Origin of the sequence: Enterococcus saigonensis (assembly GCF_011397115.1) — a bacterium.
Taxonomy (GTDB): domain Bacteria; phylum Bacillota; class Bacilli; order Lactobacillales; family Enterococcaceae; genus Enterococcus_C; species Enterococcus_C saigonensis.
This window is the reverse complement of the sequence record NZ_AP022822.1, coordinates 713,797-739,966: the sequence shown is the minus strand read 5'-3', so window position 1 is coordinate 739,966 and position 26,170 is coordinate 713,797. Positions and strand designations below refer to the sequence as shown.

20 protein-coding genes are annotated in these 26,170 nt (G+C 36.8%); 2 read left to right on the top strand and 18 right to left on the bottom strand.

Annotated features, from left to right (window positions below; genetic code table 11):
* The first annotated feature begins 17 nt into the window (after positions 1 to 17).
* Entirely contained in the window at positions 18 to 1,241 is a 1,224-nt protein-coding gene (locus EsVE80_RS03395; RefSeq protein WP_232061265.1) for a tyrosine-type recombinase/integrase, read from the top strand.
* Between the two features lie 31 nt (positions 1,242 to 1,272).
* On the opposite strand, the gene EsVE80_RS03390 is transcribed toward EsVE80_RS03395, so the two are convergent.
* The 16 genes from EsVE80_RS03390 to EsVE80_RS03315 form a co-directional block, all read right to left on the bottom strand.
* Positions 1,273 to 1,536, bottom strand: a complete 264-nt coding sequence (locus EsVE80_RS03390) for a type B 50S ribosomal protein L31 (protein ID WP_173102486.1) — start codon at positions 1,534 to 1,536, stop codon at positions 1,273 to 1,275.
* Positions 1,537 to 1,633: 97 nt separating this feature from the next.
* The gene (rho, locus tag EsVE80_RS03385; RefSeq protein ID WP_173102485.1) at positions 1,634 to 2,932 is read right to left on the bottom strand and encodes a transcription termination factor Rho; all 1,299 of its coding nucleotides are present in this window, start codon (positions 2,930 to 2,932) and stop codon (positions 1,634 to 1,636) included.
* A complete protein-coding gene (locus EsVE80_RS03380) occupies positions 2,929 to 4,206 on the bottom strand; it encodes a UDP-N-acetylglucosamine 1-carboxyvinyltransferase (RefSeq protein WP_173102484.1) in 1,278 nt (425 codons plus the stop codon). Before EsVE80_RS03380 ends, rho begins: the two co-directional genes overlap by 4 nt.
* Before the next feature lie 145 nt (positions 4,207 to 4,351).
* Positions 4,352 to 6,322 carry an N-acetylglucosamine-specific PTS transporter subunit IIBC gene (gene nagE / locus EsVE80_RS03375; protein ID WP_173102483.1) on the bottom strand — a complete coding sequence of 657 codons (1,971 nt, stop codon included), beginning with the start codon at positions 6,320 to 6,322 and terminating at the stop codon, positions 4,352 to 4,354.
* A 2-nt stretch (positions 6,323 to 6,324) separates the two neighbouring features.
* A complete protein-coding gene (locus tag EsVE80_RS03370; protein ID WP_173102482.1) occupies positions 6,325 to 7,176 on the bottom strand; it encodes a PRD domain-containing protein in 852 nt (283 codons plus the stop codon).
* Between the two features lie 304 nt (positions 7,177 to 7,480).
* Complete coding sequence (locus tag EsVE80_RS03365; RefSeq protein WP_173102481.1) at positions 7,481 to 8,425, bottom strand: ROK family protein; 945 nt, start codon at positions 8,423 to 8,425, stop codon at positions 7,481 to 7,483.
* 4 nt (positions 8,426 to 8,429) lie between these two features.
* Positions 8,430 to 9,056, bottom strand: a complete 627-nt coding sequence (locus EsVE80_RS03360; RefSeq protein ID WP_173102480.1) for a YesL family protein — start codon at positions 9,054 to 9,056, stop codon at positions 8,430 to 8,432.
* 84 nt (positions 9,057 to 9,140) lie between these two features.
* Positions 9,141 to 10,781 (bottom strand): type 2 periplasmic-binding domain-containing protein, encoded by a 1,641-nt coding sequence (locus EsVE80_RS03355; protein WP_173102479.1) that lies wholly within the window; start codon positions 10,779 to 10,781, stop codon positions 9,141 to 9,143.
* A gap of 12 nt (positions 10,782 to 10,793) precedes the next feature.
* Complete coding sequence (locus tag EsVE80_RS03350) at positions 10,794 to 11,708, bottom strand: carbohydrate ABC transporter permease (protein ID WP_016172678.1); 915 nt, start codon at positions 11,706 to 11,708, stop codon at positions 10,794 to 10,796.
* Between the two features lie 14 nt (positions 11,709 to 11,722).
* On the bottom strand, positions 11,723 to 12,670 hold the full coding sequence (locus EsVE80_RS03345) for an ABC transporter permease (RefSeq protein WP_173102478.1): 948 nt from the start codon (positions 12,668 to 12,670) through the stop codon (positions 11,723 to 11,725).
* 22 nt (positions 12,671 to 12,692) lie between these two features.
* Positions 12,693 to 13,706 carry a LacI family DNA-binding transcriptional regulator gene (locus EsVE80_RS03340; RefSeq protein WP_173102477.1) on the bottom strand — a complete coding sequence of 338 codons (1,014 nt, stop codon included), beginning with the start codon at positions 13,704 to 13,706 and terminating at the stop codon, positions 12,693 to 12,695.
* Positions 13,707 to 13,973: 267 nt separating this feature from the next.
* The gene (locus tag EsVE80_RS03335) at positions 13,974 to 16,094 is read right to left on the bottom strand and encodes a glycoside hydrolase family 3 N-terminal domain-containing protein (RefSeq protein WP_173102476.1); all 2,121 of its coding nucleotides are present in this window, start codon (positions 16,092 to 16,094) and stop codon (positions 13,974 to 13,976) included.
* Positions 16,095 to 16,110: 16 nt separating this feature from the next.
* Positions 16,111 to 17,535, bottom strand: coding sequence for a 6-phospho-beta-glucosidase (locus EsVE80_RS03330; RefSeq protein WP_173102475.1), 1,425 nt, complete (start codon positions 17,533 to 17,535; stop codon positions 16,111 to 16,113).
* A gap of 148 nt (positions 17,536 to 17,683) precedes the next feature.
* On the bottom strand, positions 17,684 to 18,427 hold the full coding sequence (locus EsVE80_RS03325; RefSeq protein WP_173102474.1) for a MurR/RpiR family transcriptional regulator: 744 nt from the start codon (positions 18,425 to 18,427) through the stop codon (positions 17,684 to 17,686).
* 257 nt (positions 18,428 to 18,684) lie between these two features.
* Positions 18,685 to 20,484 (bottom strand): ABC transporter ATP-binding protein, encoded by a 1,800-nt coding sequence (locus EsVE80_RS03320; protein ID WP_173102473.1) that lies wholly within the window; start codon positions 20,482 to 20,484, stop codon positions 18,685 to 18,687.
* Positions 20,465 to 22,204, bottom strand: a complete 1,740-nt coding sequence (locus EsVE80_RS03315; protein ID WP_173102472.1) for an ABC transporter ATP-binding protein — start codon at positions 22,202 to 22,204, stop codon at positions 20,465 to 20,467. Before EsVE80_RS03315 ends, EsVE80_RS03320 begins: the two co-directional genes overlap by 20 nt.
* Positions 22,205 to 22,280: 76 nt before the next feature.
* Between EsVE80_RS03315 and EsVE80_RS03310 the strand changes: the two genes are divergently transcribed.
* A complete protein-coding gene (locus EsVE80_RS03310) occupies positions 22,281 to 23,114 on the top strand; it encodes a MerR family transcriptional regulator (protein ID WP_173102471.1) in 834 nt (277 codons plus the stop codon).
* A gap of 139 nt (positions 23,115 to 23,253) precedes the next feature.
* On the opposite strand, the gene EsVE80_RS03305 is transcribed toward EsVE80_RS03310, so the two are convergent.
* Entirely contained in the window at positions 23,254 to 24,123 is an 870-nt protein-coding gene (locus EsVE80_RS03305) for a class II fructose-bisphosphate aldolase (RefSeq protein ID WP_173102470.1), read from the bottom strand.
* Between the two features lie 394 nt (positions 24,124 to 24,517).
* Positions 24,518 to 26,119, bottom strand: coding sequence for a CTP synthase (locus EsVE80_RS03300; RefSeq protein ID WP_173102469.1), 1,602 nt, complete (start codon positions 26,117 to 26,119; stop codon positions 24,518 to 24,520).
* Positions 26,120 to 26,170: the final 51 nt, after the last annotated feature.

Here is a 26,170-nt window from a genome sequence, read left to right as displayed (position 1 = left end):
AATCAAGGGAGAAATTTATGATAAAGAAATATAAAAAGAAAAATGGCACAATCGCTTATATGTTTAAAGCATATCTCGGCATTGATCCGGTTACAGGAAAAAAGAAATACACCACCAAACGTGGTTTTAAATCACCGCAAGAAGCTAAGAAGGCTTATAATCGCTTGATGGTACAAGTAGAAGAAAATGATGTGGTGACCAATTCACAACGTCTTTTTTCAGAACTGGCAGATGAATGGTTTGAGCAATATAAAAACACGGTTCGTGAAAGTACCTATGTCGCCCAAAAATTGGCTTATAAAAAGCACATCTTTCCTCTTTTTGGAAATTTGAAAATCTCGAGAATTTCAATTCCTTATTGTCAAAAACAGGTAAACCACTGGTATAGCTATTACAAAAAATATTCCAACTTGATTGGTTTAACTTCATCTGTTTTCAAGTATGCTCTGAGTTTACGGCTCATCCGAAGTAATCCCATGGATGCTGTGATTCGTCCTAAACGTAAGAAACAGATTGACGAAGAGCGCTATTCTGCACCCTACTATGAAAAGGAAGAACTATTGGAATTCCTTGAAATTGCCAAAAACTATCCTGATCCGATTTATCCGATTTTTCGGATCTTAGCTTTTACCGGGTTACGAAAAGGTGAACTTTTAGCCTTACGTTGGAAAGACATTGATTTTGAGAAAAGCACACTCTCTGTTAAACAAACCCTAGCCACATGTGACAAATGGGAAATTAAATTTCAAGTCCCAAAAACAGAAAAAAGTCTTCGAACAATTTCGATAGACTCTGAAACCTTACAAGTAATAAAGCGATGGCAATTAAAGCAAAAAGAATATTTTCTAAAAATGGGAATTAAACCAACAAAGAATGGTGAACAGCTCCTATTTGTATCAGAAGAAAATAAGCCACTTTATTTAGACTATGTAAATCACAACTTGAAAATCATCATAAATGAAAATAACTTAAAACGTATCACACCTCATGGTTTTCGTCATACCCATTGTAGTCTGCTATTTGAATCCGGAGCTTCTCTTAAAGAAGTTCAAGTTCGGTTAGGACATACAGATATTAAAACGACTATGGATATCTACACCCATGTCACAAAAAAACAGACGGAAGAAACGGCAAATCGTTTTGCGGATTTCATGAGTTCCACAGAGGAAAAACAAGGAAGTTTGCAGAAGGTCAAAAGTATGGTCAAAAGCGAAAAAAAGCAGACTATCCCTATCAGATAGTCTGCTAAACGTTGATATATCAGCGTTTTTCTTATTGTGCAGCGTTTGCGTCTTTGAGACCGTATTTTTTGTTGAAACGGTCCACACGTCCGTCTGCTTGTGTGAATTTTTGACGACCAGTGTAAAATGGATGTGAGTCAGATGTAACTTCGACCCGAATTACAGGGTATGTGTTACCATCTTCCCATTCAACTGTTTCTTGTGAAGTTTTAGTAGAACCTGACAAGAATTTGAAACCTGTAGTTGAGTCCATGAATACAACTGGATGGTAATCTGGATGGATTTCTGCTTTCATTTACTTTCGCTCCTTTGCCCTGGTTCATTTGCTGCGCCAGAGTTATTTGTCTAATTTACAACAAGAATATACTATCATGTTTTAAACATAGATGCAATTATCTTTTTACATTTCTTCGCGGTGTTTTTTTACCAAAGGAAACTTCTTTAAAAGTGCTAAAGAGGGCTTGGTTATTTTTCGTTTTTTTCAAAAATTGAACAAACTGATCGGTGTACTCAAGAGAATCTCCTATCATATTATTACGTAGTTTCCATGTCTCTTCTAATTGTTCATCTTTCATCAGCAATTCTTCTTTACGGGTACCTGATTTTTTAATGTCAATCGCTGGGAAGATACGGCGTTCAGCAAGTTCCCGTGAAAGATGCAACTCCATGTTCCCAGTTCCTTTGAATTCTTCGTAAATAACATCGTCCATGCGACTACCCGTATCTACTAAAGCAGTTGCCAGAATCGTTAAACTACCACCTTCTTCAATATTACGCGCGGCCCCAAAGAATTTTTTTGGTTTATACAAAGCAGCAGGGTCAATCCCCCCACTTAATGTACGGCCGCTTGGCGGTACTACTAAATTATAAGCTCGAGCTAAACGGGTAATAGAGTCCATCAAAATTACAACATCTCGTTTATCTTCCACTAAACGCATTGCCCGTTCTAAAACAAGTTCGGAAACCCGCGTATGGTTTTGTGGTTGTAAGTCAAAAGTTGACGAAACAACATCTCCTTTTACGCTGCGTTCTAAGTCCGTTACTTCTTCTGGGCGTTCATCAATTAAGAGCACAATTAATTCTACATCGGGGTAATTATCGGTAATACCATTGGCAATTTCTTTTAAGATACTGGTTTTTCCTGCTTTTGGTGGTGCAACAATCAAACCACGTTGTCCAAAGCCAACTGGCGCAAAAATATCAATCATTCGGGTTGCCAAACGTCCCAGTTTAGTCTCTAATTTTATTTGTCGATCTGGATAAAGCGGTGTCAAAGCAGGGAAATGCGGGCGCTCTTTTGCATCTTCCGGGTCTTTCCCATTAACACTTTCCACATGCATCAACCCATAATAACGCTCAGATTCTTTTGGTGGTCTAGCTTTTCCGGCAACTTTGTCCCCATTTCTAAGACCAAAACGACGAATTTGCGAAGAGGAAATATAAATATCTTCTGCACTAGGGCCGTAGTTGATTGGACGTAAAAACCCATAACCGTCTTGACCAACGATATCCAAAACCCCTTCCATGTAAAAGAAGCCCTGCTTTTCTGCCTGTGCACGAATGACAGCTAAAGACAATTCTTTTTTATTCATTTGGCTATAATAAGGAATTTTGAATTGTTTTGCGTATTGATAAATATCTTTTAGCGTGCTATTTTCTAGCTCCGCCATCGTTAAATAGTCTTTTTTCATGCAAGATCCTCACGTTCTGTTTCTAGCATTTGAATATCAGCGCCTAAAGCAGTTAATTTGTCTACGATATGGTCATAGCCGCGTAAAATATATTCAACATTGGTAATTGTGGTGGTGCCTTCTGCCATTAGTCCGGCAATAACTAAGCAAGCTCCTGCTCTTAAATCTGAGGCAATAACTTCTGCACCATGTAATTTTTGAGGTCCATTTAAAATCATCATATTTCCTTCTATTTGTGCATCAGCACCCATACGGACTAGTTCAGGTATGTGATTGATTCGTTTGGAATAAATTGTGTCGATAATTTCAGAAGTACCATTGGCTTTTATTAGTAGTGGTGTAATTGGTTGTTGCAAATCCGTTGCAAAACCAGGGTAGGGATACGTTTTGATGTGGACAGGATTTAATTTTTCAACGGGGAAAACTTCAATGGTATCTTCACTAATTTCCATTGGCACACCTAGCTCTTCTAATTTTGCAATATAGCTTTCTAAGTGTTCATAGATAACATTGTGAACTTTTATCCCATTGCCACATGCAGCAGCAAGAGCCAAATATGTTCCGGCCTCAATACGATCTGGAATAATAGAATGACGACATCCATGTAATTCATCTACACCATCAATTCTAATTTCATTGGTACCAGCACCACGAATTTTTGCCCCCATATTATTAAGAAGGGTTGCAACATCAATAATTTCTGGTTCTCTTGCGGCATTTTCAATAATTGTTCGTCCTTTGGCTTTCACCGCGGCTAACATTACGTTGATTGTTGCGCCGATTGAGACGACATCCATAAAGATGCGTTCACCCTTTAACTCTTTATTTTCATTTCTTAAATACATTGCACCATGTTCATTGGTAACTTTCGCTCCTAAAGCTTCAAAACCTTTGACATGTAAGTCAATTGGACGAGGTCCCAAATAACAACCACCAGGTAATCCAACAACAGCTTCCCCAAATTTGCCTAGCAAAGCCCCCATAAAATAATAAGAAGCACGCAAACTGTTAATTTTTCCACTTGGCATTGGTATGGAAACAATCTCAGTTGGATCAATAGTCATGGTGTTACTTTCAAATTTTACTTTGACTCCCATAATTTCTAAAATTTCCATCAAGGAATGGACATCATTGATATCGGGCACACCTTCTAAAACAACAGGTGAGTCAGCTAAAATTGCAGCAGGTATTAGTGCAACAGCACTGTTTTTGGCTCCGCTAATTGTTACTTCCCCTTGAAGCTTGCGGCCACCATTAATGATGATTTTTTTCATAAAAAGCCACCTATTCTTAATTTATTCATACTTGCTAATTTTAACACAGAGCCAGTCTTTGCAAAAGAGCGGAACAATACTGCATAGAAATAATTAAAAAAAGAGAGATTGAGTAAACTCAATCTCTCTTTTGCATAAGCAATACTCATTTGCTTTCTATAGTACCAATAACTTCATTTGCCTTCACCACTTGAGAGGTTACATTTAAATGAGCCAATTCATTACTATTAGTGCAAACAACCATAATGTCTGTATCTTTGCCACTAGCAGTTATTTTTGCTAAATCCATTTTAGCTAACATTTGTCCACGTCCAACTTTTTGTCCTTCTGTTACAAAAACAGTAAATGGTTCTCCTTTTAAACTAACTGTATCAATTCCCATATGCACTAAAATTTCTAAACCATTATCTGCTTTTATCCCTACTGCATGTTTTGTTGGAAAGACACTCGTAATCGTACCAGCTACTGGTGTAAATACACCATCTTCTGTTGGCGTAACTGCAAATCCTTCACCCATCATTTTTTGTGAAAAAACATCATCGCTTACTAAAGTAATATCTTTAACTGTCCCATCACTGATAGCAAAAACATCTTGCTTTTTAATAATCGCTTTTACATTTGCTACTTCATCCTTAACAGCTGTCGATGTTTTTACGCCACCATGATGTAGACGAGTCATTTCATCTGCTACAAATTGTACTTCTGTCCCGACAATTACTTGAATATTATTATTATCAATTACTTTCACACCTGGCATTCCTGTTCGTTTGATTTTTCCTTGATCAACAGTTCCAGTATCTTTTACTTGTAAACGTAAACGAGTTGTACAATTATCAATTGAGGTAACATTTGACGCACCACCTAATGCGTTATAGATTTGGTTAGCGAGTACTGCAAACTTATCATCTCCTGCAGCCACAAATTGATCTATATCTTCTGTCGCTTCTTCTTCATCTTCTTCACGACCAGGTGTCATCAAATTGAATTTTTTAATCACAAACATAAATGTTACATAGTAAACAACTGCCATAATCAACCCTAAAACAATTAACATATATGGCTTATTTGCGATTGGTACGCGTAAACTTAAGAAGAAATCAATAAAACCCGCGCTAAAGTTAAAGCCAGCAGTCCAATGAAATGCCGCAGCAATAAACATTGAAATTCCTGTTAGAGCGGCATGAACAACATACAAAGGCCAGGCAACAAACATAAATGAAAATTCTAACGGCTCTGTAACACCTGTAAAAAATGAAGCAAAAGCAGCTGCAACCATTAATGAAGCTGTAACTTTTTTCTTTTCAGGTTTTGCACATTGATAAATAGCTAATGCCCCTGCTGGTAATCCAAACATCATGACTGGGAAAAATCCAGCTTGATACATACCAGTGATACCTTTTGTTCCCTCACTTGCCCAGAATTTACCAATATCGTCAATTCCAGCTAAGTTAAACCAGAATACATTATTTAGTGCATGGTGTAATCCAGTTGGAATTAACAAGCGATTAAAGAAACCATATAACCCTGCTCCTAGCGGTCCCATACTTGAAATCATTTCACCAAAAGCAACCAATGCGTTATAAACTGGTGGCCAAATAAATATTAATAATGCAGAAATAATGGCCATTAATCCAGCAGTCACTATTGGAACAGCACGTTTGCCGCTGAAAAAGGATAACGCCATTGGTAATTTGACACCGCTAAAGCGGTTGTACATTGCTGCAGCTACTAAACCTGCTAAAATTCCAATAAATACATTCTTATTATTAATTGCACCAAAAGCCACATTAACCTTTTCAACATCTACTTTAGTAAATAGAGCAACTGCTGCACTATTTACTAATGTCATTGGTGTTAAAAACGCAACCAAACCAGCTAATGCTGCGGCACCATCTTTATCTTTTGACATACCATAAGCTAAACCGACAGCAAATAAAATTCCTAAATTATCTAATATAGTACCGCCTGCTTTAATTAAGAAGGCTGCTAAAATATTATTTCCACCCCAACCACTTGGATCAATCCAATACCCTATCCCCATAAAAAGTGCAGCTACGGGTAAAGTTGCTACAGGTAACATCAAAGAACGACCAATTCGTTGTAAATATGCTTTCATTATTAATTCTCCTCTTCTTTATAGGCTACGCGTTTCAATCTTTCAATATGAATTGCAATATAGCCTAATTCTTCACTAGAAGTTGCTAACTGATACTGTTTAATTAGCATCACCCGGACCTTCTTTGCAATTTCATAACTCTCAGGATACTTTTCACGTACCATTTCAACAATTTCATCATCTAAAACAGCATATTGTTGCTTTTGATAACGCTGTAATAATAAACGTAAATGATTGGCTAGACGCGAGTAATTCAGTGCCATTGCTTCTGTGTATAAATCAATTTGTAGTTCTTTAGCAATAAGATTCATAATTTCTGAAACAATCGTAACTTCCCGGATACTACGATGATTATTTCTTTCACCATTTCGTGCACTATGCAAATGGATAGCTATATAGCCTGCTTCATCATAACTATATGGAATTTTAAGTTCACTGCTTAAATAATCTACAGCCCACTGTGCAATCCCAAACTCCTCTTTGTGCAATACTTCAATTTCTTTAAGTAATTTATTGCGGACAATAATTCCATTACTAATATTTTCTGCACTAAATGCCAAATGATCTGTTAAAGCAATTAAGACATGCTCATTTAGTTTCTCCATTAATACCATTTCTGCATGATTGATGATATGTTCTGCGGCAAATAAAAACTTCTCATCAATTTGATTTAACAGATTTTGTAATTTCATCTGAGAGTCAGGTTCCATAATAAACATTCGCTCGACTTCTTTTGCGAAAACGAGATCATTTCGCTTCTTGTTAAAACCGATTCCTTTTCCAATTGCAACTTTTTCTTGACCGTCGTCATCGATTAAAACTGCATTTTGATTTAATAACTTTTTAACTTTCATGGTTCACCTCTGCAGATTTAGAAAGTATTGTGTAACTAATGAAATAAAATAGACGTGAAAAAACCGACTTCAAACTACCGCTTGAAGCAAGTTTTTCCACGCCTAGTATTATCTAGTCACATGAAATAATATTATTTACATTCGTCATTATAAAGAAAACGTTCGCAAAGGTCAATACCAATTTTTAAAAAAATTCGCAATTCTTAAAAAAATAAAGGAGGTAACTGATAAAAACAACTATTGCAATTCCATAAATGTTGTTGTTTTCTTGTATTTTTTAAGCACTCTAAGGCTAATGGAGCAATTAAATAACCTGTTTTTTCGTCACTTGCCGATGAATTTGATAGACAGCACCAATCATACCGGCATCATTTTGTAATTTAGCCGGACGTACAGCTGCGATTGTTTGATCTTTTAAATAATAAATTGACTCATGTCGGTTCATTACTTCACTTAGTCTCATTTGGAAGCGTTCATTAAACTCCTTATTGGAGCTGATGCCACCGCCAAATAAAATCACTTCTGGATCAAAACAGCTGATTAAATTTAGCATTCCGACTGCTAAATCGGTTAAAAACTGATCGACAATTTTTAGCGCTAGTGTTTCGCCTGCTGCTTCTTTGGCAAAGATTTCCCGTGCATCCCAAATATCTATAGCATTCTTATCGGCTGCTTTTTGCGCTAAATTATATTGATAACAAAGCCCACCAACTGTTGCTGCACGCTTATTCCATGACACCTCTTCAATATCGCCAATCTTTGGTAGAGTATCTATAATACTCCAGCCAAATTCACCAGCCATGCCATGCGCTCCGCGGTATACTTCTCCATTAATAACAATACCGCCACCAATACCTGTACCCAATACAATACACAAATAATTATCCAAACCAATAGCATTGCCGATCCAACGTTCTGCGATTGCTGCAGCATTCGCATCATTTTCAATTGAAACCGCAAGACCGGTACGTCGTTCTAACTCAACTTTGATATTGGCACCATAAAAAGGTTTTATCGCACCGGCAGTCTGCATATAGCCATCTTTTTGAATAATACCTGGTGCACTAATTCCAATACCATCCATTTTTTTATAGTGTTCTTGCGCTTTTTCAACAATTGCTACTAATTCATCTAAGAACTCGGCTAAATCATAATTTGTCGGAATTGCAGCTTTTTCTAGAATATTTCCTGTTTCATCTAACACACCGTATTTCACAGTTGTTCCACCAATATCAAACCCTACGTACATATTCTCAACTTCCCTCTTTCATATTCTCGTATTGACTAAAAACTTTTAGGAGTAATTTTGCATTAATAAAAAATACTGACCCAAATCCAATAAAGAGCCAAGCAAATAGTAACTTGGGTAAATATACCGGCAATAAAAACAACCCGCCCACCGTTACAAAAAATAAAAGAATACTGATTGGTAAATGTTTTAACGATAAAATCATAGCGTTTGTAACAGTTGCGGCCAATGTATTTTCAAAACGGGCAATTAGCGGAAAAAGATATAAACTCAGCAAAATAATAAATGTAAGCCCCACCATGACCATATAATAAGCAACTTTATTTCCCACAATGAGATAACGGAAATACGGTAAAGCAAAAAGCATACCACCAACTATCGCGATTATCAGTAGCCACATTTTGGTAGCTGGGAAAAAATTTTGTTTGAATTGGTGCCAGTACGTTTTATATAAAACACCTTCTTTATGTTCGGTTAATTTATAAGCAGTCCCATATGCCGCACTGATTGCCGCACCGATCGTAAAAAGTGGCAAACAAGAAATAATAAAAATAACATTTAATAGCAATACTTGATAGAGCCCTTGCATACCGCCATAGATTAGGCCATCTGTACGAAATACTTTTTGCATGATACTTCCTCCTTGTTTTTGTCACAGATTACTTGGTTACTTGTTCTATGTATAGAAGAAGCAAAACTGCTTCTCCTAGAAAAATTACATGTCTAATTTTTTCTTATTTTCTTCAATCTTATCGTTACGAACTTTATTTACATCATTAATCTTATTATCTTTTTGGAAATCTTCGTATTTAGTTAACAAACCGTCTAGTTCTTTGTCATCTTTTGCCCGCAACATACCTACAAGAGTTGTGCTCCAATTTGTTTGGATTGCACTTAAAGCTCGCGCTTCTTGACTACCCGCATCAGGGCCAATATTTTCTGTTAAAAATTGTGAAGTTAATTTCCCTTCACCCCATTGTTGCATTTGTTTCACTGCATCGACGTATGAATCATCATTCATTGCTTTAAAGCGGTCATGACCAAATTGAATGAACTCACCCATGCGGTACTCCAATTGCCATTTTTCAGGATCATCTTGTTGAATCTTACGTGCTTCATCGGTCCATTTTACTTTATCGCCTTCTTTAGTATAGGTTTGTCCTTCAATCCCAAAGTTTGTTAACATTTCACCTTCATCACTTAAAAGATAAGTGAACACTTGCATTGCTTTAGCAGGATCTTTGCAGTTTTTACCAATGTAGTTAATCATCCAACCAGAAATACCAGCTTGTGTTAATGTTGCTTTATTACCTTGGGTACTTTGAATGCCGTCAATTGCAATATACTCGCTGTCTGGATTTGCAGCTTTAAAGGTTTGTAATGGAATCCCTTGGTTTACAAATGAACCAATCATAACAGCACCATATTTACCAGTTTGTAATTTTTCTTTGAATTTATCGCCATCATCTGTGAAAGTATCATCAGAAATATTGCCATCTTGGTGAACTTGACGGAAAGCTTTCACCCATTTAATATAATCAGAATCTAAATTACGGTCATAGTATTTGCCATCTTTTGTATAAGGGACACCTAGCATATCTTGCACAACGCTATCCATAGAGCCATTTGAAGAACCATCTTTAGCAAAATCATTAAACCCAAACGGAATTAAATCTGGAAATTGTGCTTTAATCTTCTTCATACCGGCCACAAAGCCTTCTGGTGTTGTGAAGTCGGGTTTTCCAATTGCTTCATAGACATCTTTTCTAATAATAAATGCATCTCGGGCAAAAATATCACCACTATCAAAGTCTTGTTGCGTATTGGAATAATCAGGATAGCCATAAGATTTTCCATCGGACAATTTATACCAATTTAAAGTTTCTTGACGGGCTACTTTATTAAAATATGGATCATATTTTTTCGCTAAGTCTTGTAATGGTAATGCCCAAGAATTTGCTTTACGCGCTACTTGTGAGTTGGAGTCAAAGATCGTCACAATGTCTGGCATATCTCCGCCAGCAAAGTACGTATTTAATTTAGTGTCATCACCAGTAATGAATTTGATATCGACATTTAAATCTTCTTTGACTTTTTTAGTTACCATATCTTTACCAAATTCTGTATTCCACCAATCAGCGTTTACGTACCAAGTTAATTTGGTCGCTTCTTTTTTGGTATCTAATTTCCAGGCTGGTGTATTTTCATCTGGTTTATATCGGTCTTCAATGGAGGGGAGATCCACCTTTTTTTCTGCTGTTGATTCATCTTTTTTACTACCACAGGCTCCTAATGCTAAGACTGCGCTTGCCAGTGCCAAAGTCCCTACGATTTTTTTGCTTGAAAACTTAAACATTTATTACTCCTCCTATTCTTTTACTGCCCCAAGCATCATGCCTGAGATAAAATGTTTTTGTAGCAATGGATAAATAATTAAAATCGGAACGGTCGTGACTACGATAGTTGCCAATTGTACCCCCTTAGATGTTGTGCTAATTTCGACCGCCGCATTTAAGCCTTGTTGGGATGCTGCTTGTGATTGCGTAATAATTTCGTATAATTTCATTTGCAAAGGATATAATGCTTTATCCGTTACGTATAATTTAGCTGTCATAAAGTCATTCCACTGCCAAACCCCGTGAAAAAGGGCAATTGTTGCTAATGCAGGTTTAGATAAAGGCACAAAGATTTTCAAAAATACGCCCCAATCACTTGCTCCATCAATCTTAGCTGACTCTTCCAAAGATGTTGGTACATCTCTAAAAAAGTTCATCAAAATAATAACATCGTAATAAGAAAGTAGGGCTGGGATAATGTAGACCCAAAAAGTATTTAATAGCCCTAAAGATTTAATCAATAAGTATGTTGGAATCATCCCACCAGAAAAGAACATGGTGATAATTCCCATTGTGGAATACAATCCCCGACCTTTTAAATTTCGTTTTGATAAAGCATAAGCCATAATGGCACAAAATGCGGTATGCGCTAAAACACCAATTACTGTCTTTCCCACTGAAATAATTAACGCTTGCCAAATGGAAGCATCGCCTAAAACCTTGCGATAATTATCAAATGAGATTTCTGAAGGCCAGAAAACGAAATCCCCCTTTGCCAATGCATCACTTGAGGCAAAAGATGACGCTACGATATTCCAAACCGGCACGATAATAATGATTGTAAAAACGAGTAGGAGTAAAACATTAACAAAGTTGAAGATTTTACTGTCTTTATCTTGTACAACGTTACTTTTGGGTTTAGCCAGTGACAAACTTCTTTTTTCCATTACGTTTCCTCCTTTTACAAGACCGATTGATTATCGTTTAATTTTTTCGTAACAATATTGGTTGCAGCTAACAAAATAACTGAAATAATTGAGATTCCAAGCCCCACGGCTGTTGCATAAGAAAAGTCTCCTTGCATTAAACCAACACGATAAACGTAAGAATTAATGACTTCTGCTTTAGGCTGATTTTGAGAATTCATCAAAACTAAAGTTTGATCTAAATTCGAATTGAATAAACCGCTTACACTTAAGATTAAATTTAACGAAATGATATTGCGAATCATGGGAATCGTAATACTCCAAATTTGACGTAGTCGTGAAGCACCATCCATTTTGGCAGCCTCATAATACGTTGGATCAATACGCGCCATCGTGGCCAAATATAAAATTGTTCCCCATCCAGCTTCTTTCCAAACATCTGATAAAGAAGCAATCCACCAATATTTACCAACGTCTAGCATGTGATTTTGCTTCGTCTGGATACCGATGAAGTTTAACAACTCATTAATCATCCCGTTTGAAGAAAACCAGGTAATAATCATCCCACCTAAAATAATCCATGATAAAAAGTGTGGTAGATAAGAAATTGTTTGAATCACCCGCTTAAAGACACTGTCTCGTAATTCATAAATCATCACGGCGATAATAATCGGTAAGACAAATCCAAAGGCTAGTTTCAATGCGCTAATGCCCAATGTATTCACAACTGATTGCCAAAAGTACTTATCTTCCATAATGATTTTGAAATTTTCAAATCCCACCCACTGCGCACTGTCAATGGTGTCAATTACGGTGTAATTTTTAAAGGCAATCACTAAGCCGTAAATAGGAATAAAACTAAAAATAATCATATAAACAATCCCAGGAATTGCCATCGACTGTAATTGCCATTGGTGTACAAAATCTCGCCACCACTTTTTAAAACGTACCCCTAGGGTTGGTTTGGCTTTTGCTTCCAACATACTTTCCTCCTAATTTCTAATCTTATTTTTGCAACTCGACTGCTGTTGTCGTTTCACCGCGGATTAAACGACAATCTAAAATTTTATTCTCGCCAGCTTTATCACCGGCAATTAAAGCCAAAAGCTCTATCACTGCTTCTTTTCCTTGTGTTCTAATCGGGTTTTGAACAGTAGTTACTCGCGGCTTGAAATAGCGTAATAACTCGATATCATCAAAACCAATTACACTAAAATCAGTAGGAACTTGCAGATTGTTTGCTTCCACCGCTTTAATGACACCAATTGCACTTAAATCATTACCGGCAATCCATGCTGTCGGCCAGTCCTTTTTGTCGGTTGTCTTTAAATAGTGATCGATATTTTCAAAACTCGCTTTTTCTTCAAATAATCCAGGGATAATCCAAGTATCATTTACAGTTAGCTCGGCGGCGCGCATCGCTTGAATATAACCTAAGTAACGCTCATCACTGTCATAAACGCCAGGATGTCCCGGCAAAAAACCGATTTTTTGATGTCCTTTTGCAATCAACTCTTTTGTAGCGAGTCTTCCTGCTTTACGAGAAGCAAAAACAATACTGCTGATACTACGATCATTGATTTGTCGATCCATAAATACAGCATTAATTCTTTCTGATTGAATTGTACTGAGCGCCTCATCATCAATTAAATCTTCAAAACCGATAAAACCATCCACCATATTCCCTAACAGATGTGAAGTTAAAACTTGTTTATCAGAAGAGATAATGACATTCACCCCGTAGTGATGTTTTTCTGCTTCTTTTACAATCGCTTCTATCAAAGTGCTAAAGTAAGGACCAATAATGGTATGCGTATAAAAACCAATCATTTTTGTGCGCTTTGCTTTCAAATTTTTCCCCATCAAATTGGGGGTATAATGAAGTTTTTTTGCTGCTGCAATAACTTTTTCTTTTGTCTTTGGTTTCACCACGTCAACGTCGTTTAACGCTTTTGAAACAGTTGCAATAGAAACGTTAGCTTCTTTTGCGACTTCCCGAATTGTGACCCTCTCCTTCATAACTCCTCCCAAATAAAAACGTTTTTATTTTATTTAAATAAAAAAGAATGTGTTACTTTTTACATTCATATCATAAATAAAAACGTTTTCAAAAACAATAGTTTACAGTCGAGTTGGTTTTCGTTTCAACTTTTGGAAAAAAATGTCAAAATGGTACCTGTTGTACCACTGATAGGTTTAAAGTTATGAAATAAATCTTACCAAGCTTTTAAGTCAAGCTTGGTAAGATTATTTAATTTTAGACAAAGCGTTACTTTTAAAACAGATTTAAAGCAGTTGCAACTGTACCTTGTCCACAATTTCAGTTGCACTAGTGGCTAAAAACAGCTGAATTTTACCTGGGTCTGAGTACCTTTGCAAGTTTTCATGAACGTAAGCAAAATCTTTAGGTGAAAGAACAAATGAAATTGTTTTTGACTCTCCTGCTTCAAGATAGACTTGTTTCCACTTTAATAATTCGATTTTAGGACGAATCATTTCAGTCACCTCATCTTGAAAATAAACTTGTGGCAAGGCAAAACCAGGAATTTGTGAGTCATTGCCAACGGTAAAACGAAGTGTTGCTTTTTCTCCTTTTGCAAGACTACTTTGTGATAAAGAAAAATCGCTAAAGGCAAAACGACTATAAGATAAACCATGGCCAAAAGCATATAACGGTCCATTTTCCTCATCCAAGTAGCGCGAAATATATTTCTCTTGACCATTGGCTTTAGTTTTGGGACGTCCTGTCGACATCTCCTGATAAGAATATGGTAGTTGACCGACACTGCGGGGAAAACTCATTGGTAAATGCCCACTGAAGTTTTCCTCTCCGCTTAATAGCGCAGCTAATGCAGAACCCATCTCACTGCCTAAAAACCAGCCTGAAATAATTGCTGCTGTTTTTGCTGCTTCTTGTGTTAAAACAAGTGGTCGTCCACTAAATGTAATTAAAATCGTAGCCGGATTATTTTGGGCGGCCACAGCCACTAATTTTTGTTCAACCCCAGACAATTCCAAATTTGCACGACTAGCCGCTTCTCCAGCCTCATCACTGGTTTCACCAACAGCTAAAAGTACTTTATCAGCTTCTTTTACAGCCGTTATAACAGTTTGCCAATCTTTTTGATTATCGTCAATTTCCATCACTACAATTTGAGGAAATTTAGCTGTCATTCCGTCTGCAAGACTGACAGCTTTTTGTCTATCCCCAATCCATGACCAAGCTCCCAAAACGTCTTGGGTCGTTCCCTTGGTCCCAATTAATAAAATTTTCTCTGACTTTTTAAGAGGTAAGACTCCTTCATTTTTTAAAAGAACTGCCGAACGAAGAGCTGCTTTATAGGCTAATTTTCTTAATTTGGTTTTATCAACCTGCGTTTTTAAACCACGATACGGATTCTCAAACAAGCCTAAATCATTTTTTAAATTTAATACCCGTAATACAGCTTCATCTAGTTGTTCTGTAAGATTTTCAGCGAGAATGATTTCAGCTAGCTCTTGCAAGTAGCAATCGGTCATCATATCAATATCAATCCCCGCTGTGAAAGCTTTGTAACTTGCTTGATGGGGATTTTCAGCTACACGATGCTGCATTAATTCCCCAATTGCTGCCCAGTCTGAAATAAGAACCCCTTTAAAACCTAATTCATGCCGCAAAACATTTTGAATGAGCTTTTTATTGGCAGTAACAGGAATGCCTTTGAAACTATTAAAAGACGTCATCACCATTTTGACACCACTAGCTATCGCACCTTCAAAAGCAGGTAAATAATTTTGATACATTTCAACATCCGAGATATCCACAGTATTGTAATCGCGACCGCCTTCAGCGGCTCCATAACCAATAAAATGTTTCACACAAGCGGCAATATGATTTTCTTCAATAGCAAGATTATCCCCTTGATAGCCCCGAACATAACTTTCTGTTAACACTTTAGAAAGTCTAGGGTCTTCTCCATTACTTTCTAAAACTCGGCCCCAACGTGGATCTTTAACATAATCTGCCATAGGTGAAAAAGTTACGTGAACCCCTTCTGTCGCTGCTTCAGCACCTGTAGCAGCAGCTACTTTTTCAATCATAGCCGCATCAAAACTAGCTGCTAAAGCCAGTGGAATCGGAAAGATTGTTTCATAGCCATGAATAACATCTGCCATAAAAATTAACGGAATCTTATGACGACTATTTGCCAAATAATCTCTTTGAATTTTTTCAACTTCATCGCGACGATGCGTCCCTAAAACAGAGCCAATCTGATAAAGCTGCTCGTTATTCATTGACCACTGTGACATTGGACCCGTGATTTCTCCTGGATTACCAAAAAAATCAGGCGTGACTTGGACCAACTGTCCCACTTTTTCTGCCAAAGTTAAATCAGCTAAAATTTCTTTAAGCTTTGTTTTTTCCATACTTACTCCTCTTAAACTAGTTTTCTTGAATCAGCTTTTGATACCAAGCAAAAGAATCTTTTTTCAAACGTTTCAAAGTCCCATTGCCTGCATTGTCTTTGTCAACATAAATAAAACCATAACGTTTTTCCATTTCACCTGAACCAAAGCTGACTAAATCAATTACTCCCCAAGGCGTATACCCCATTAAATCTACCCCATCCACATTTACTGCCAATGCCATTTGATCGATATGTTTTTGTAAATAATCAATACGATAAGGATCATGAATCTTCCCATCTTCTAATTTATCGTACGCACCAAAGCCATTTTCTACAATAAAAAGTGGCAGATTATATCGTTCATAAACGATATTTAATGTGTAGCGTAAACCGACAGGATCAATTTGCCAACCCCAATCACTTGCTGAGACATATGGATTTAAAATCACTTTAGCTTCTGGAAATTCTGTAATTTCATCGCCTGCTACGTCTGGTAGCGTGGTAACTGCACCTGACATATAATAGCTAAAGCCAATATAGTCAACGGTCCCTTCTTTTAACGCTTGCCGTTCTTCTTGTGTGATTTCAATCTCATACCCCTTTTGTTCCCAATATTTTTGGGCATAAGCTGGAATAATCCCCCGAGCATGAATATCCGAATAAAAGAAACGACGATCCATCACTTTCACTGAAGCCATTAAATCACTTGGATTACATGAATAGGGATAAACGGGTACATAAGCCATCATGCAGCCAATTTGAAAATCAGGATTAATTTCATGGCCCAACTTGACAACTTTAGCGCTGGCAATTAGTTCATTTAAGCCAGCTTGAAATGTTAAGGCTTCTTTATTGTCCCCTTCTTCGAATAATAAAGCTGAATTAGTCCATGTATGTAGCGTATGTTGGCCATCTGCTTGATTGTTGATTTCATTAAAGGTCATCCAATACTTCACTTTGTCTTTGTAACGTGTCATGACGGTTTTAGCATAGTGAACAAAAAAATCAATGAGCTTTTTATTCGTAAAACCACCGTATTCTTCGTATAAGTGATACGGAATTTCAAAATGCGATAGTGTGATTACCGGTTCAATATTATTTTTTAACAGTTCATCAAATAAATCATCGTAAAATTGTAGCCCTGCTTCATTTGGTTTTTCTTCATCCCCATTTGGAAAAATCCGCGTCCAGTTAATGGATGTACGAAACGCCTTTAAACCTAACTCTTTGAATAGCGCAATATCTTCTTTATAGTGATGATAAAAATCAATCGCTTCATGGTTAGGATAATTTTTTCCTTCAATAATTCCTTTTGTAATTTCTCGCGCTACGCCGTTTGCACCAGCTGTCATAACATCAGCAGTACTAACACCTTTTTTATCAACATTCCAAGCACCTTCAACTTGATGGGCAGCGACTGCTCCACCCCATAAAAAATCTTTTGGAAATTTATTTGCCATTCCTTGTCACCTCATTTTCTTAATTACGTTTAGTATAATTGGCATCGTTTTATTCCTCAATAAACATTAGAAACTCTGGCATCAGAATCAGTAAAAAGAAAAAAACACCATCCTGGTACCGCTTGTACCACATGGTGTTTTTGGTAACTTATTTTTGGTGTACTTCATCCTCTTGCCTTTGTAAACGTTCTGCCAACTGCTCAATCAAGAAGATACAAGGGATTTGGCTCGTTAAATCTTCATGTTTTTTTACTCGCCTTACATCGACATGATAATCCAAAACATAATCTGACATCCGCCCCAGAGTAGAGTTGATATCCGAAGTAATAGCAATTGTTAAAAAATCATCTTTATTGCGAAAACCATTGGCCACTTCTACGACTTCATTTGTCATTCCTGAAACAGATAGTGTTACTAAAATATTATCACTGGTATTTTGTAATTTGGACATAATAGGATAAGTAGGATCAATTAAAGGATAGCTATTATATCCAATGGATGCAAAGCGTCGTGCAGCATATTCACAAATTGATCCAGAAGCACCAATTCCAAAAAAGATAATATTTTCACAGTATTGGATTTTCTCTACGATTTGATTTAACTTACTTTCAATATCTCGTGGAAAACGCTCACGACTTAAAATAGTCAATGCCTCTTCAAAACCTTCACTTTTAGCTGCTTGCACACTAAATTGACTACGAAATTCAGTAAAACTCTCATAGCCTAACTTTCGAATCAGCCGCATAACAGAAGATGCTGAAGTATGGGATTCCTGTGCGATATCTCGAACCCGCATATAAGGAATTTTATCAGCATTGCTACTCATATAATGGTAAATTGCCTGATCTGTATCAGATAGTACGTTAAAATCAATGTTGCCAAAAAAACTCATCTTTTATCCTCCTAGAGCTGCCGACTTTTTGAGCACGCTTTCTTGACTATTCTACCTAAAAAAAGAAAAATCACCAATAGAAAAAAGATTACCGCTAAAATTACTCAGCTTATTTCTCAGAAAAGCTAGTGGATAAATCACTGGCTTATAAAGAGGTTGTAAGTATAATTTACATTATTTTTGCTAAAATAGAATTTTTTACTACACCAAAGAGCACAACAGCCTTAGCAGATTGTGCTCTTTAGTAGTAATTATAATTAACTTGCAAACTGACTATTATAAAGATTGGCGTAAAAATCGCCTTTTTTCATTAGACTAGCGTGACTACCTTGCTCGATAATAGCTCCATCTTTCATCACCAAAATCAAATCTGCATTTTTGATAGTTGATAGGCGGTGGGCAATCACAAAACTCGTACGCTCAGCCGTTAAACGGTCCATTGCCTGTTGAATCATCTCTTCGGTACGGGTATCGACGCTTGAAGTTGCCTCGTCCAAAATCAACAGTTGCGGATTGGCAAGAATTGCTCGCGCAATCGTCAAGAGCTGTTGTTGTCCTTGAGAGATTTGACTGCCATCGGTTGAAATTATCGTGTCATAACCTTTTGGCAATGTCAAAATAAAGTGGTGACATTGCGCTGCTTTTGCCGCAGCAATAATTTCAGTGCGACTCGCATTTGGTTGTCCATAAGCAATATTAGCTGCCACTGTTCCTTCAAAGAGCCATGTGTCTTGCAAAACCATACCAAACTTTTGGCGAATCTCGCCCCTTGCAAAATGACGAATATTTTTACCGTCAACTTCAATTTGTCCTTTACTTAATTCGTAAAAACGCATCAATAAATTAATCATGGTCGTTTTACCTGCGCCAGTTGGTCCTACAATAGCTACCATTTGCTTTGGTTTTACAGTGAAATTGACATCTTCCATTAACAATTTGCCTTTTTCATAGCCAAAAGAAACGTGTTTGAAACTTACTTTTCCACGTATTTGGGCTGGTAGGGTAGCATTTAGTTCATTTTCCTTTTCGCAAGGTAAATCAAGAATTTCAAAGATTCGCTCCAAAGCGGCAAAGGCACTTTGCAAACTGTTGATTACATAGGATACTTGTGTAATCGGTTCTGATACTTGATTTACATATTGTAAATAAGCTTGAACTAAACCGATTGATAACTGACCGTTAATAACCATTAGCCCACCGACAACTGCACTGGTCACAAAGCCAAGCTGGTTAATTAGTCGAATCAAGGGATTAATAGCAAAACTGACAAATTGAGCTTTTTTAAAAGCCTGAAATTGGGCTTCGTTTAATTTGTCTAAGTCTGATTCTATTTGCTGCTGGCGGTTATATGCTTTAATAACCAAATTTCCTGAATATGTTTCCTCGGCCTTTGTTCCAACATAACCTATAGTTGTCTGATTTTCCGAAAAATAATCTTGATTTTTCTGGGCTAAAAAATTCGTTAGCGCTAAACTAAGCAACAAAATGATAACGATACCAAAGGTCAGTAATGGACTAAGATAAATCATTAAGCCTACCCCGATGATAATGGATAAGATTGCTGAAATCATCTGCATCAGTCCTACTTGTAAAACTTCAGATACTTTATCCAAATCAAGAGTTGTCCGTGTCAATATGTCACCTGTTTTGTACTGGTCAAAAAATTTGATCGGCAAATGATTCAACTTTTGTGTCAATTGTTTTCGTAAGCGTAATGTTAATGTTTCTGCTACGCTTGCCATTGTGTATTCTTGCAAAAGAGAAAATAGCGCAATACCACACCATACTAAAAATAATAATAAGACTGGCTGCCACAACACCCGTCTTAAATTGGCTGTTGTTATTTCACCCGCACGTAATAAAGCAACAATGGCATCTAGCCCCCAGCCTAAAATTAAAGGTGTAATTGCCATTAATGTTGCAAAGAAAATGGCAGAAATAACAATCACTACAAAACGGCGCTTTTGTTCTAATAATAAACGAAATAGCCGCTGACCCGTTTTTTTGAAATCTTGTGGCATTTCGCGATCTTTGATATCAACCTGCTTTGTGCTCATGTTTTTCCTCCACTCCTTGGGATTTGGCAAATTCTTGATAAACGCTGCAAGTTGTAATTAACGTCTCATGTGTACCTTGACCCACAATTTTACCTTCATCTAATACGATAATTTGGTCCGCATCCTTAATAGTGGAAAGGCGTTGTGCTACAATCACAATTGCTGCATCTTTTAAATACGTTTTTAAAGCTTGTCGTAATTTAGCATCGGTTTGATAATCCAGCGCCGAAAAACTGTCATCAAAGAAATATAGTGCTGCTGGTTTAATCAATGCCCGTGCAATACTTAGGCGTTGTTTTTGTCCACCAGAAAAGTTGTTTCCTTTTTGGGAAATTTGGGCCTCATACTTTTGTGGTAAAGAAGTGATAAAGTCAGCAGCTTGGGCAACTTCAGCAGCTTTAGCCACTTGCTCTTTTGTTGCCTCAGGATTTCCAAAAAGAAAATTATCAAAAATCGTACCACTAAATAGAAAAGCTTTTTGTGGTACATAACTGATTTTTTGTCGCAATGCTTCTTGAGTGACATTTTTAATCGGCACCCCGCCAAAGAGGATTTCACCTTCAGCCGTATCTTTAAAGCGCAATAGTGCTTTTGCAATTGTACTTTTACCAGAGCCTGTTCCACCAACAATTGCCGTTACGCCTTTAAAAATATCAAAGGTGATATCAGATAAAACAGGCTCTTGTGCACCACTATATGTGAAATCAACCTTTTTAAAAGAAACAATCGGTTTATTATCTGCCAGCACAAATTCGGCTATATCACCATCCCTGATCTCTTCTTTTTTGGCTAACACTTCTCCAATCCGTTCCAAAGAAGCTAAGGCTTTTGGTATCATCACAATTACCATTGCAGCCATAGTCAAAAACCATAAACTTAAAACCGTATATTCACTAATTGCAGTTAAACTTCCGATTGGCACCATACCTTTCATCACAAAAACACCACCAAAAGCTAAAACAGCGGTCATACCTAAACCCATCACTAAATTTACCGTTGGATTTAACGCTGCGAAAAGTTTATTAACCCTAATCATTACTTCTGCATAACTGCTAAAAGTTTGATCCGTTCTTTTTTTCTCATCCTTTGTTTTGTTAAACGCACGAATCACCCGCACACCGGTATAAAATTCACCCAAAATCTGCATCATTTTATCCATTCGTTGCTGCATGACATCTGCTAAAGGAATAGCTTTTTTAATAACCAGCAATGCTACAAATGAAAATAAAGTAATCGAAGCAATGGGAATCCAAATAAACTGCCACGAAATCATCCCTGTCAAAACAATTGACGCCAAACAAATAAGGGGTGCTGGCACAATCATCTGAAAAACCATCATTAAAATTTGTTGAATATTGGTAATATCACTTGTCGTTCGGGCCAAAAGTGTTGGCGTCCCAAATGCATCCAAATCTGCTAAGGACAATTTCTGGGTTTTAGCTACTAATTTTTTTCTCAAAAAATAACCAAACCGACCAGCTAAAACAGCAGAGTAATAACTTGCGGCAATCGCAACTACTCCTGTGATAAGGGCGATTGCTAACATCAACAGGCCGTTTTTCCAAATTGCTCCTTGGTTTTGTGTCAAAATACCTTCATCAATAATTTCAGCGACATAATAAGGAATCAACAATGTTCCAACTGCTTGTGCTACCATTAAAATGAAGGTGACAAAGAACATCTTGTGATACTCTTTAAAAAAGATTTTAAATAATTTCATCTTTTTTCCCTCCTTCTCCTATGGTAGGATAAACTGTAACGTAACGTTACAGTCAAGGCAGAAAGGAAACTTTTTGATGAAAAAATATTTAACTGTTAGTGAAATGGCAAATTATGCCGGTGTCAGCCGCCGAACGTTAATTTATTATGATCAAATAAACCTCTTCAAACCTGCAAAAATTGGTGCAAACGGTTATCGCTATTACGGTATTGAACAGTATTTTGAACTGGACGTTATCTTACTTTTGAAAAATCTTGATGTTTCACTTGATGAAATTGATACTTTTTTGAAAAATAGAAACGTTACTGCCGTTTTAGCTGGTTTCAAACGACAAAAAGAAAAAGTCGACGAGGAGATAAATAAACTTAAACGCCTTCGTAATTCCCTTGATAGTTATATTACACGCTATACTACCTTAGAAAATTTCGATTTAAAATCAATCACATATACCTACAGAGAAGCTGAGTATTTTGTCGTCTCAGATATTATCGAAAACTTTGATGACATTGATGTTCTGCAAGTCTATGGGCGCTTTTATAATTCTGTTGACAGCAGCGATCTTTTTAGTGGCTATCCAATTGGTTTTTTAGTAGACGGTGCTGCGTTTTATGAAGAAAATTTTCATGCTGCCCCTTATCGTGCCTTAGTTAAAATTCCAACTGAACGCTTAGCTCATTACGAGAAACAGCGCATCTTACAGCGACCAGCTGGTTATTATGTTTCTGGTTTTATGAAAGATGAAATTCATTATATTAATATTTTTAACAATCGCTTTCGTAATTACTTAAAAGATAATAATTTAGTTTTAAATGGCTATATTTGGGAATTACTTTGGCAAGATGAAGCAGCCTCGGAAAAACCTGAAGATCAGATTTTTGAAGTCCTAATTCCCGTTAGACCAGCTAATTAAGCATATCCAAACAAATAAACCGATATTCACTGCCAAAATAAAACCTCGTTAAAATCAGCTGATTCTAACGAGGTTTTTTGTCATTTAAAAAGAAAAAACTTCAGACCAATTTGATCTGAAGTTTAAAAGTTTAATATAATTAAGCTTTGTTAGCTGAACCGAACCAGTCAATGTGTTCTTCAGCATCTTTAACGATAGCAGCTTTACCTGGTGCTAATAATTTACGAGGGTCAAAGCCTTTACCTTCTTTATCTTTGCCAGCTTCGATGTATTCACGAGTTGCTTTAGCAAATGATAATTGGAATTCAGTATTAACGTTAACTTTAGAAACACCCATTGAGATAGCTTTTTGGATTTGTTCTTTTGGAATACCTGAACCGCCGTGTAATACTAATGGTACATCATGACCAACAGCATCTGCGATTTCTTGTAAATGGTCAAATGCAAGACCTTGCCAGTTTTCTGGGTAAACACCGTGGATGTTACCAATACCACATGCCAAGTAGTCAATACCTGTAGCAACCATTTGTTTACATTCTTCAATGTCAGCTAATTCGCCAGCACCGATAATGCCGTCTTCTTCCCCACCAATTGAACCAACTTCACATTCAACTGAGATACCTTTAGCGTGTGCTTTTGCCACAACGTCTTTAGCTAATTTCAAGTTTTCTTCAAATGGTAAATGAGAACCATCAAACATAACTGAAGTATAGCCAGCTTCGATACATGCTAAAGCAGCTTCATAGTCACCATGGTCTAAGTGAATTGCAACTGGAACTGTAATATTCATTGATTCAACTAAGTCGTTGATCATATTAACAGCTAATTTGTAACCACCCATGTATTTTGCTGCACCCATTGAAGTTTGGATTAAAACAGGGGCTTTTTTAGCTTCTGCTGCTTCCAAAATTGCTTGAGTCCATTCTAAGTTATTTGTGTTGTAACCGCCGACAGCGTAACCACCTTTACGGGCTGCTTTTAGAAATTCTGCTGCTGATACTACTGGCATAAAAAATTCCTCCTAAGTTTTGATAAACTTTATTTGTTAGGCATATCCTAACCAACGCTACCATTTTAGCAAATATTTCTGGCTATTACCACTAAAATGGCAGATTAATTCTTTCATAAAAAGATTGCACAAATTTAAATAGCGACTGTTTTCAAATATTTTTCTGAAAAACTTCGGTACACTCCCCTTTGCAATTGCTTTTCTAATTTAAAAGATAACACAACTAATTATTCTGTTCTGCAAATTATTTCACAGACTTTTTTTGTCATCTCCTATAATGCAGGAACAAAAAACTGAAACTAAAATATACTATTGCAACTTTTCGCTAAAGTCACCGTATATCTTTTGTTTCAGTTTTTCATTAAAACTTCGTCTCTAACTGCTTACTATCTGCTTATTGATTTTCTAAAGCTGCGCCAACAAACGCTTTAATTAATTGTTGCGGACGAGTTGGTCGTGAAATTAATTCTGGGTGAAATTGACAGCCGACAAAGAACTTCTTGTCTGGTATTTCTACGATTTCTACTAATCGGTTATCTGGCGAAACGCCTGAGAAAATAAGGCCTTCTGCTTCAAACATTTCACGATATTTATTATTAAATTCATACCGATGACGATGGCGTTCTTGTACAACTTCTGCATTTTGATATGCCGCTGCTGTTTTTGTTCCTTTTTTCAGTTTACATGGATATAAACCTAAACGCAAAGTACCTCCCATATTTTCTATATTTTCTTGATCTGCCATTAAATCAATAATGTTATTCGGCGTATCTGGATCCGTTTCAGCTGAATTCGCATCTTTTAATCCAACTACATTACGGGCAAATTCTACACATGCCATTTGCATACCTAAACAGATACCTAAAAATGGCACATCGTTTTCCCGCGCATATCGAATCGCTTCAATCTTACCTTCTACCCCGCGATCACCAAAACCACCAGGAACCAAAATACCATCGGCATCTTTTAATACTTCTGCAACATTCTCTTTATTTACGTCAGCCGATTGGATCCAATCAATGGCAATATCCGAATCAAAAGCAAAGCCGGCGTGTTTTAATGCTTCAACTACAGAAATATATGCATCTGGTAATTCAACATACTTACCAACCAAAGCAATTCGCGTTGTTTTCTTCAAGTTAAGAACTTTCTCTTCTAATGCACGCCATTCTGTCATATCAGCTTCTGGTACATCTAATTTCAAGTGTTCACAAACAATTTGATCCATTTTTTGTGCCTGTAATGCTAATGGAATAGAATACAAGGTTTCGACGTCCCGAGATTCAATTACTGCTTCTGGTGCTACGTCACAAAATTGTGCCAATTTATTTTTTGTACTTTGTGATACAGGCAGTTCAGTCCGGACAACCAAAATATTTGGTTGAATTCCTAAACCACGTAGTTCTTTTACACTATGTTGGGTTGGCTTTGTTTTCATTTCTCCAGCTGCTTTTAAATATGGAATTAAAGTAGTGTGAATGTACATCACATTATCAGAGCCAACATCAGCTTTCATTTGACGTAACGCTTCTAGGAATGGTAGTGATTCGATATCGCCTACGGTCCCGCCGACTTCTGTAATAATAACATCAGAATCAGTTAACTTTGCCGCGCGCATAATCTTTTCTTTAATTTCATTGGTAATATGAGGAATAACTTGAACTGTTGCTCCTAAGTATTCTCCCTTACGTTCTTTGCGTAAAACTTCAGAATAGATTTTACCCGTAGTAACATTGGAGTATTTGTTTAAGTTAATATCAATAAAACGTTCGTAGTGACCCAGATCTAAATCTGTTTCAGCCCCATCATCAGTTACAAAAACTTCTCCATGTTGGTAAGGACTCATCGTACCAGGATCGACATTAATGTAAGGATCAAATTTTTGAATCGTTACCTTTAAACCACGATTTTTCAATAAGCGTCCTAGTGATGCTGCCACAATACCTTTACCAATCGACGACACTACGCCGCCGGTTACAAAAATATATTTTGTCATTAATTAAAAACTCCCTCTATATTTTTTCGCAGGAAAAGCTTCTGTAAAATA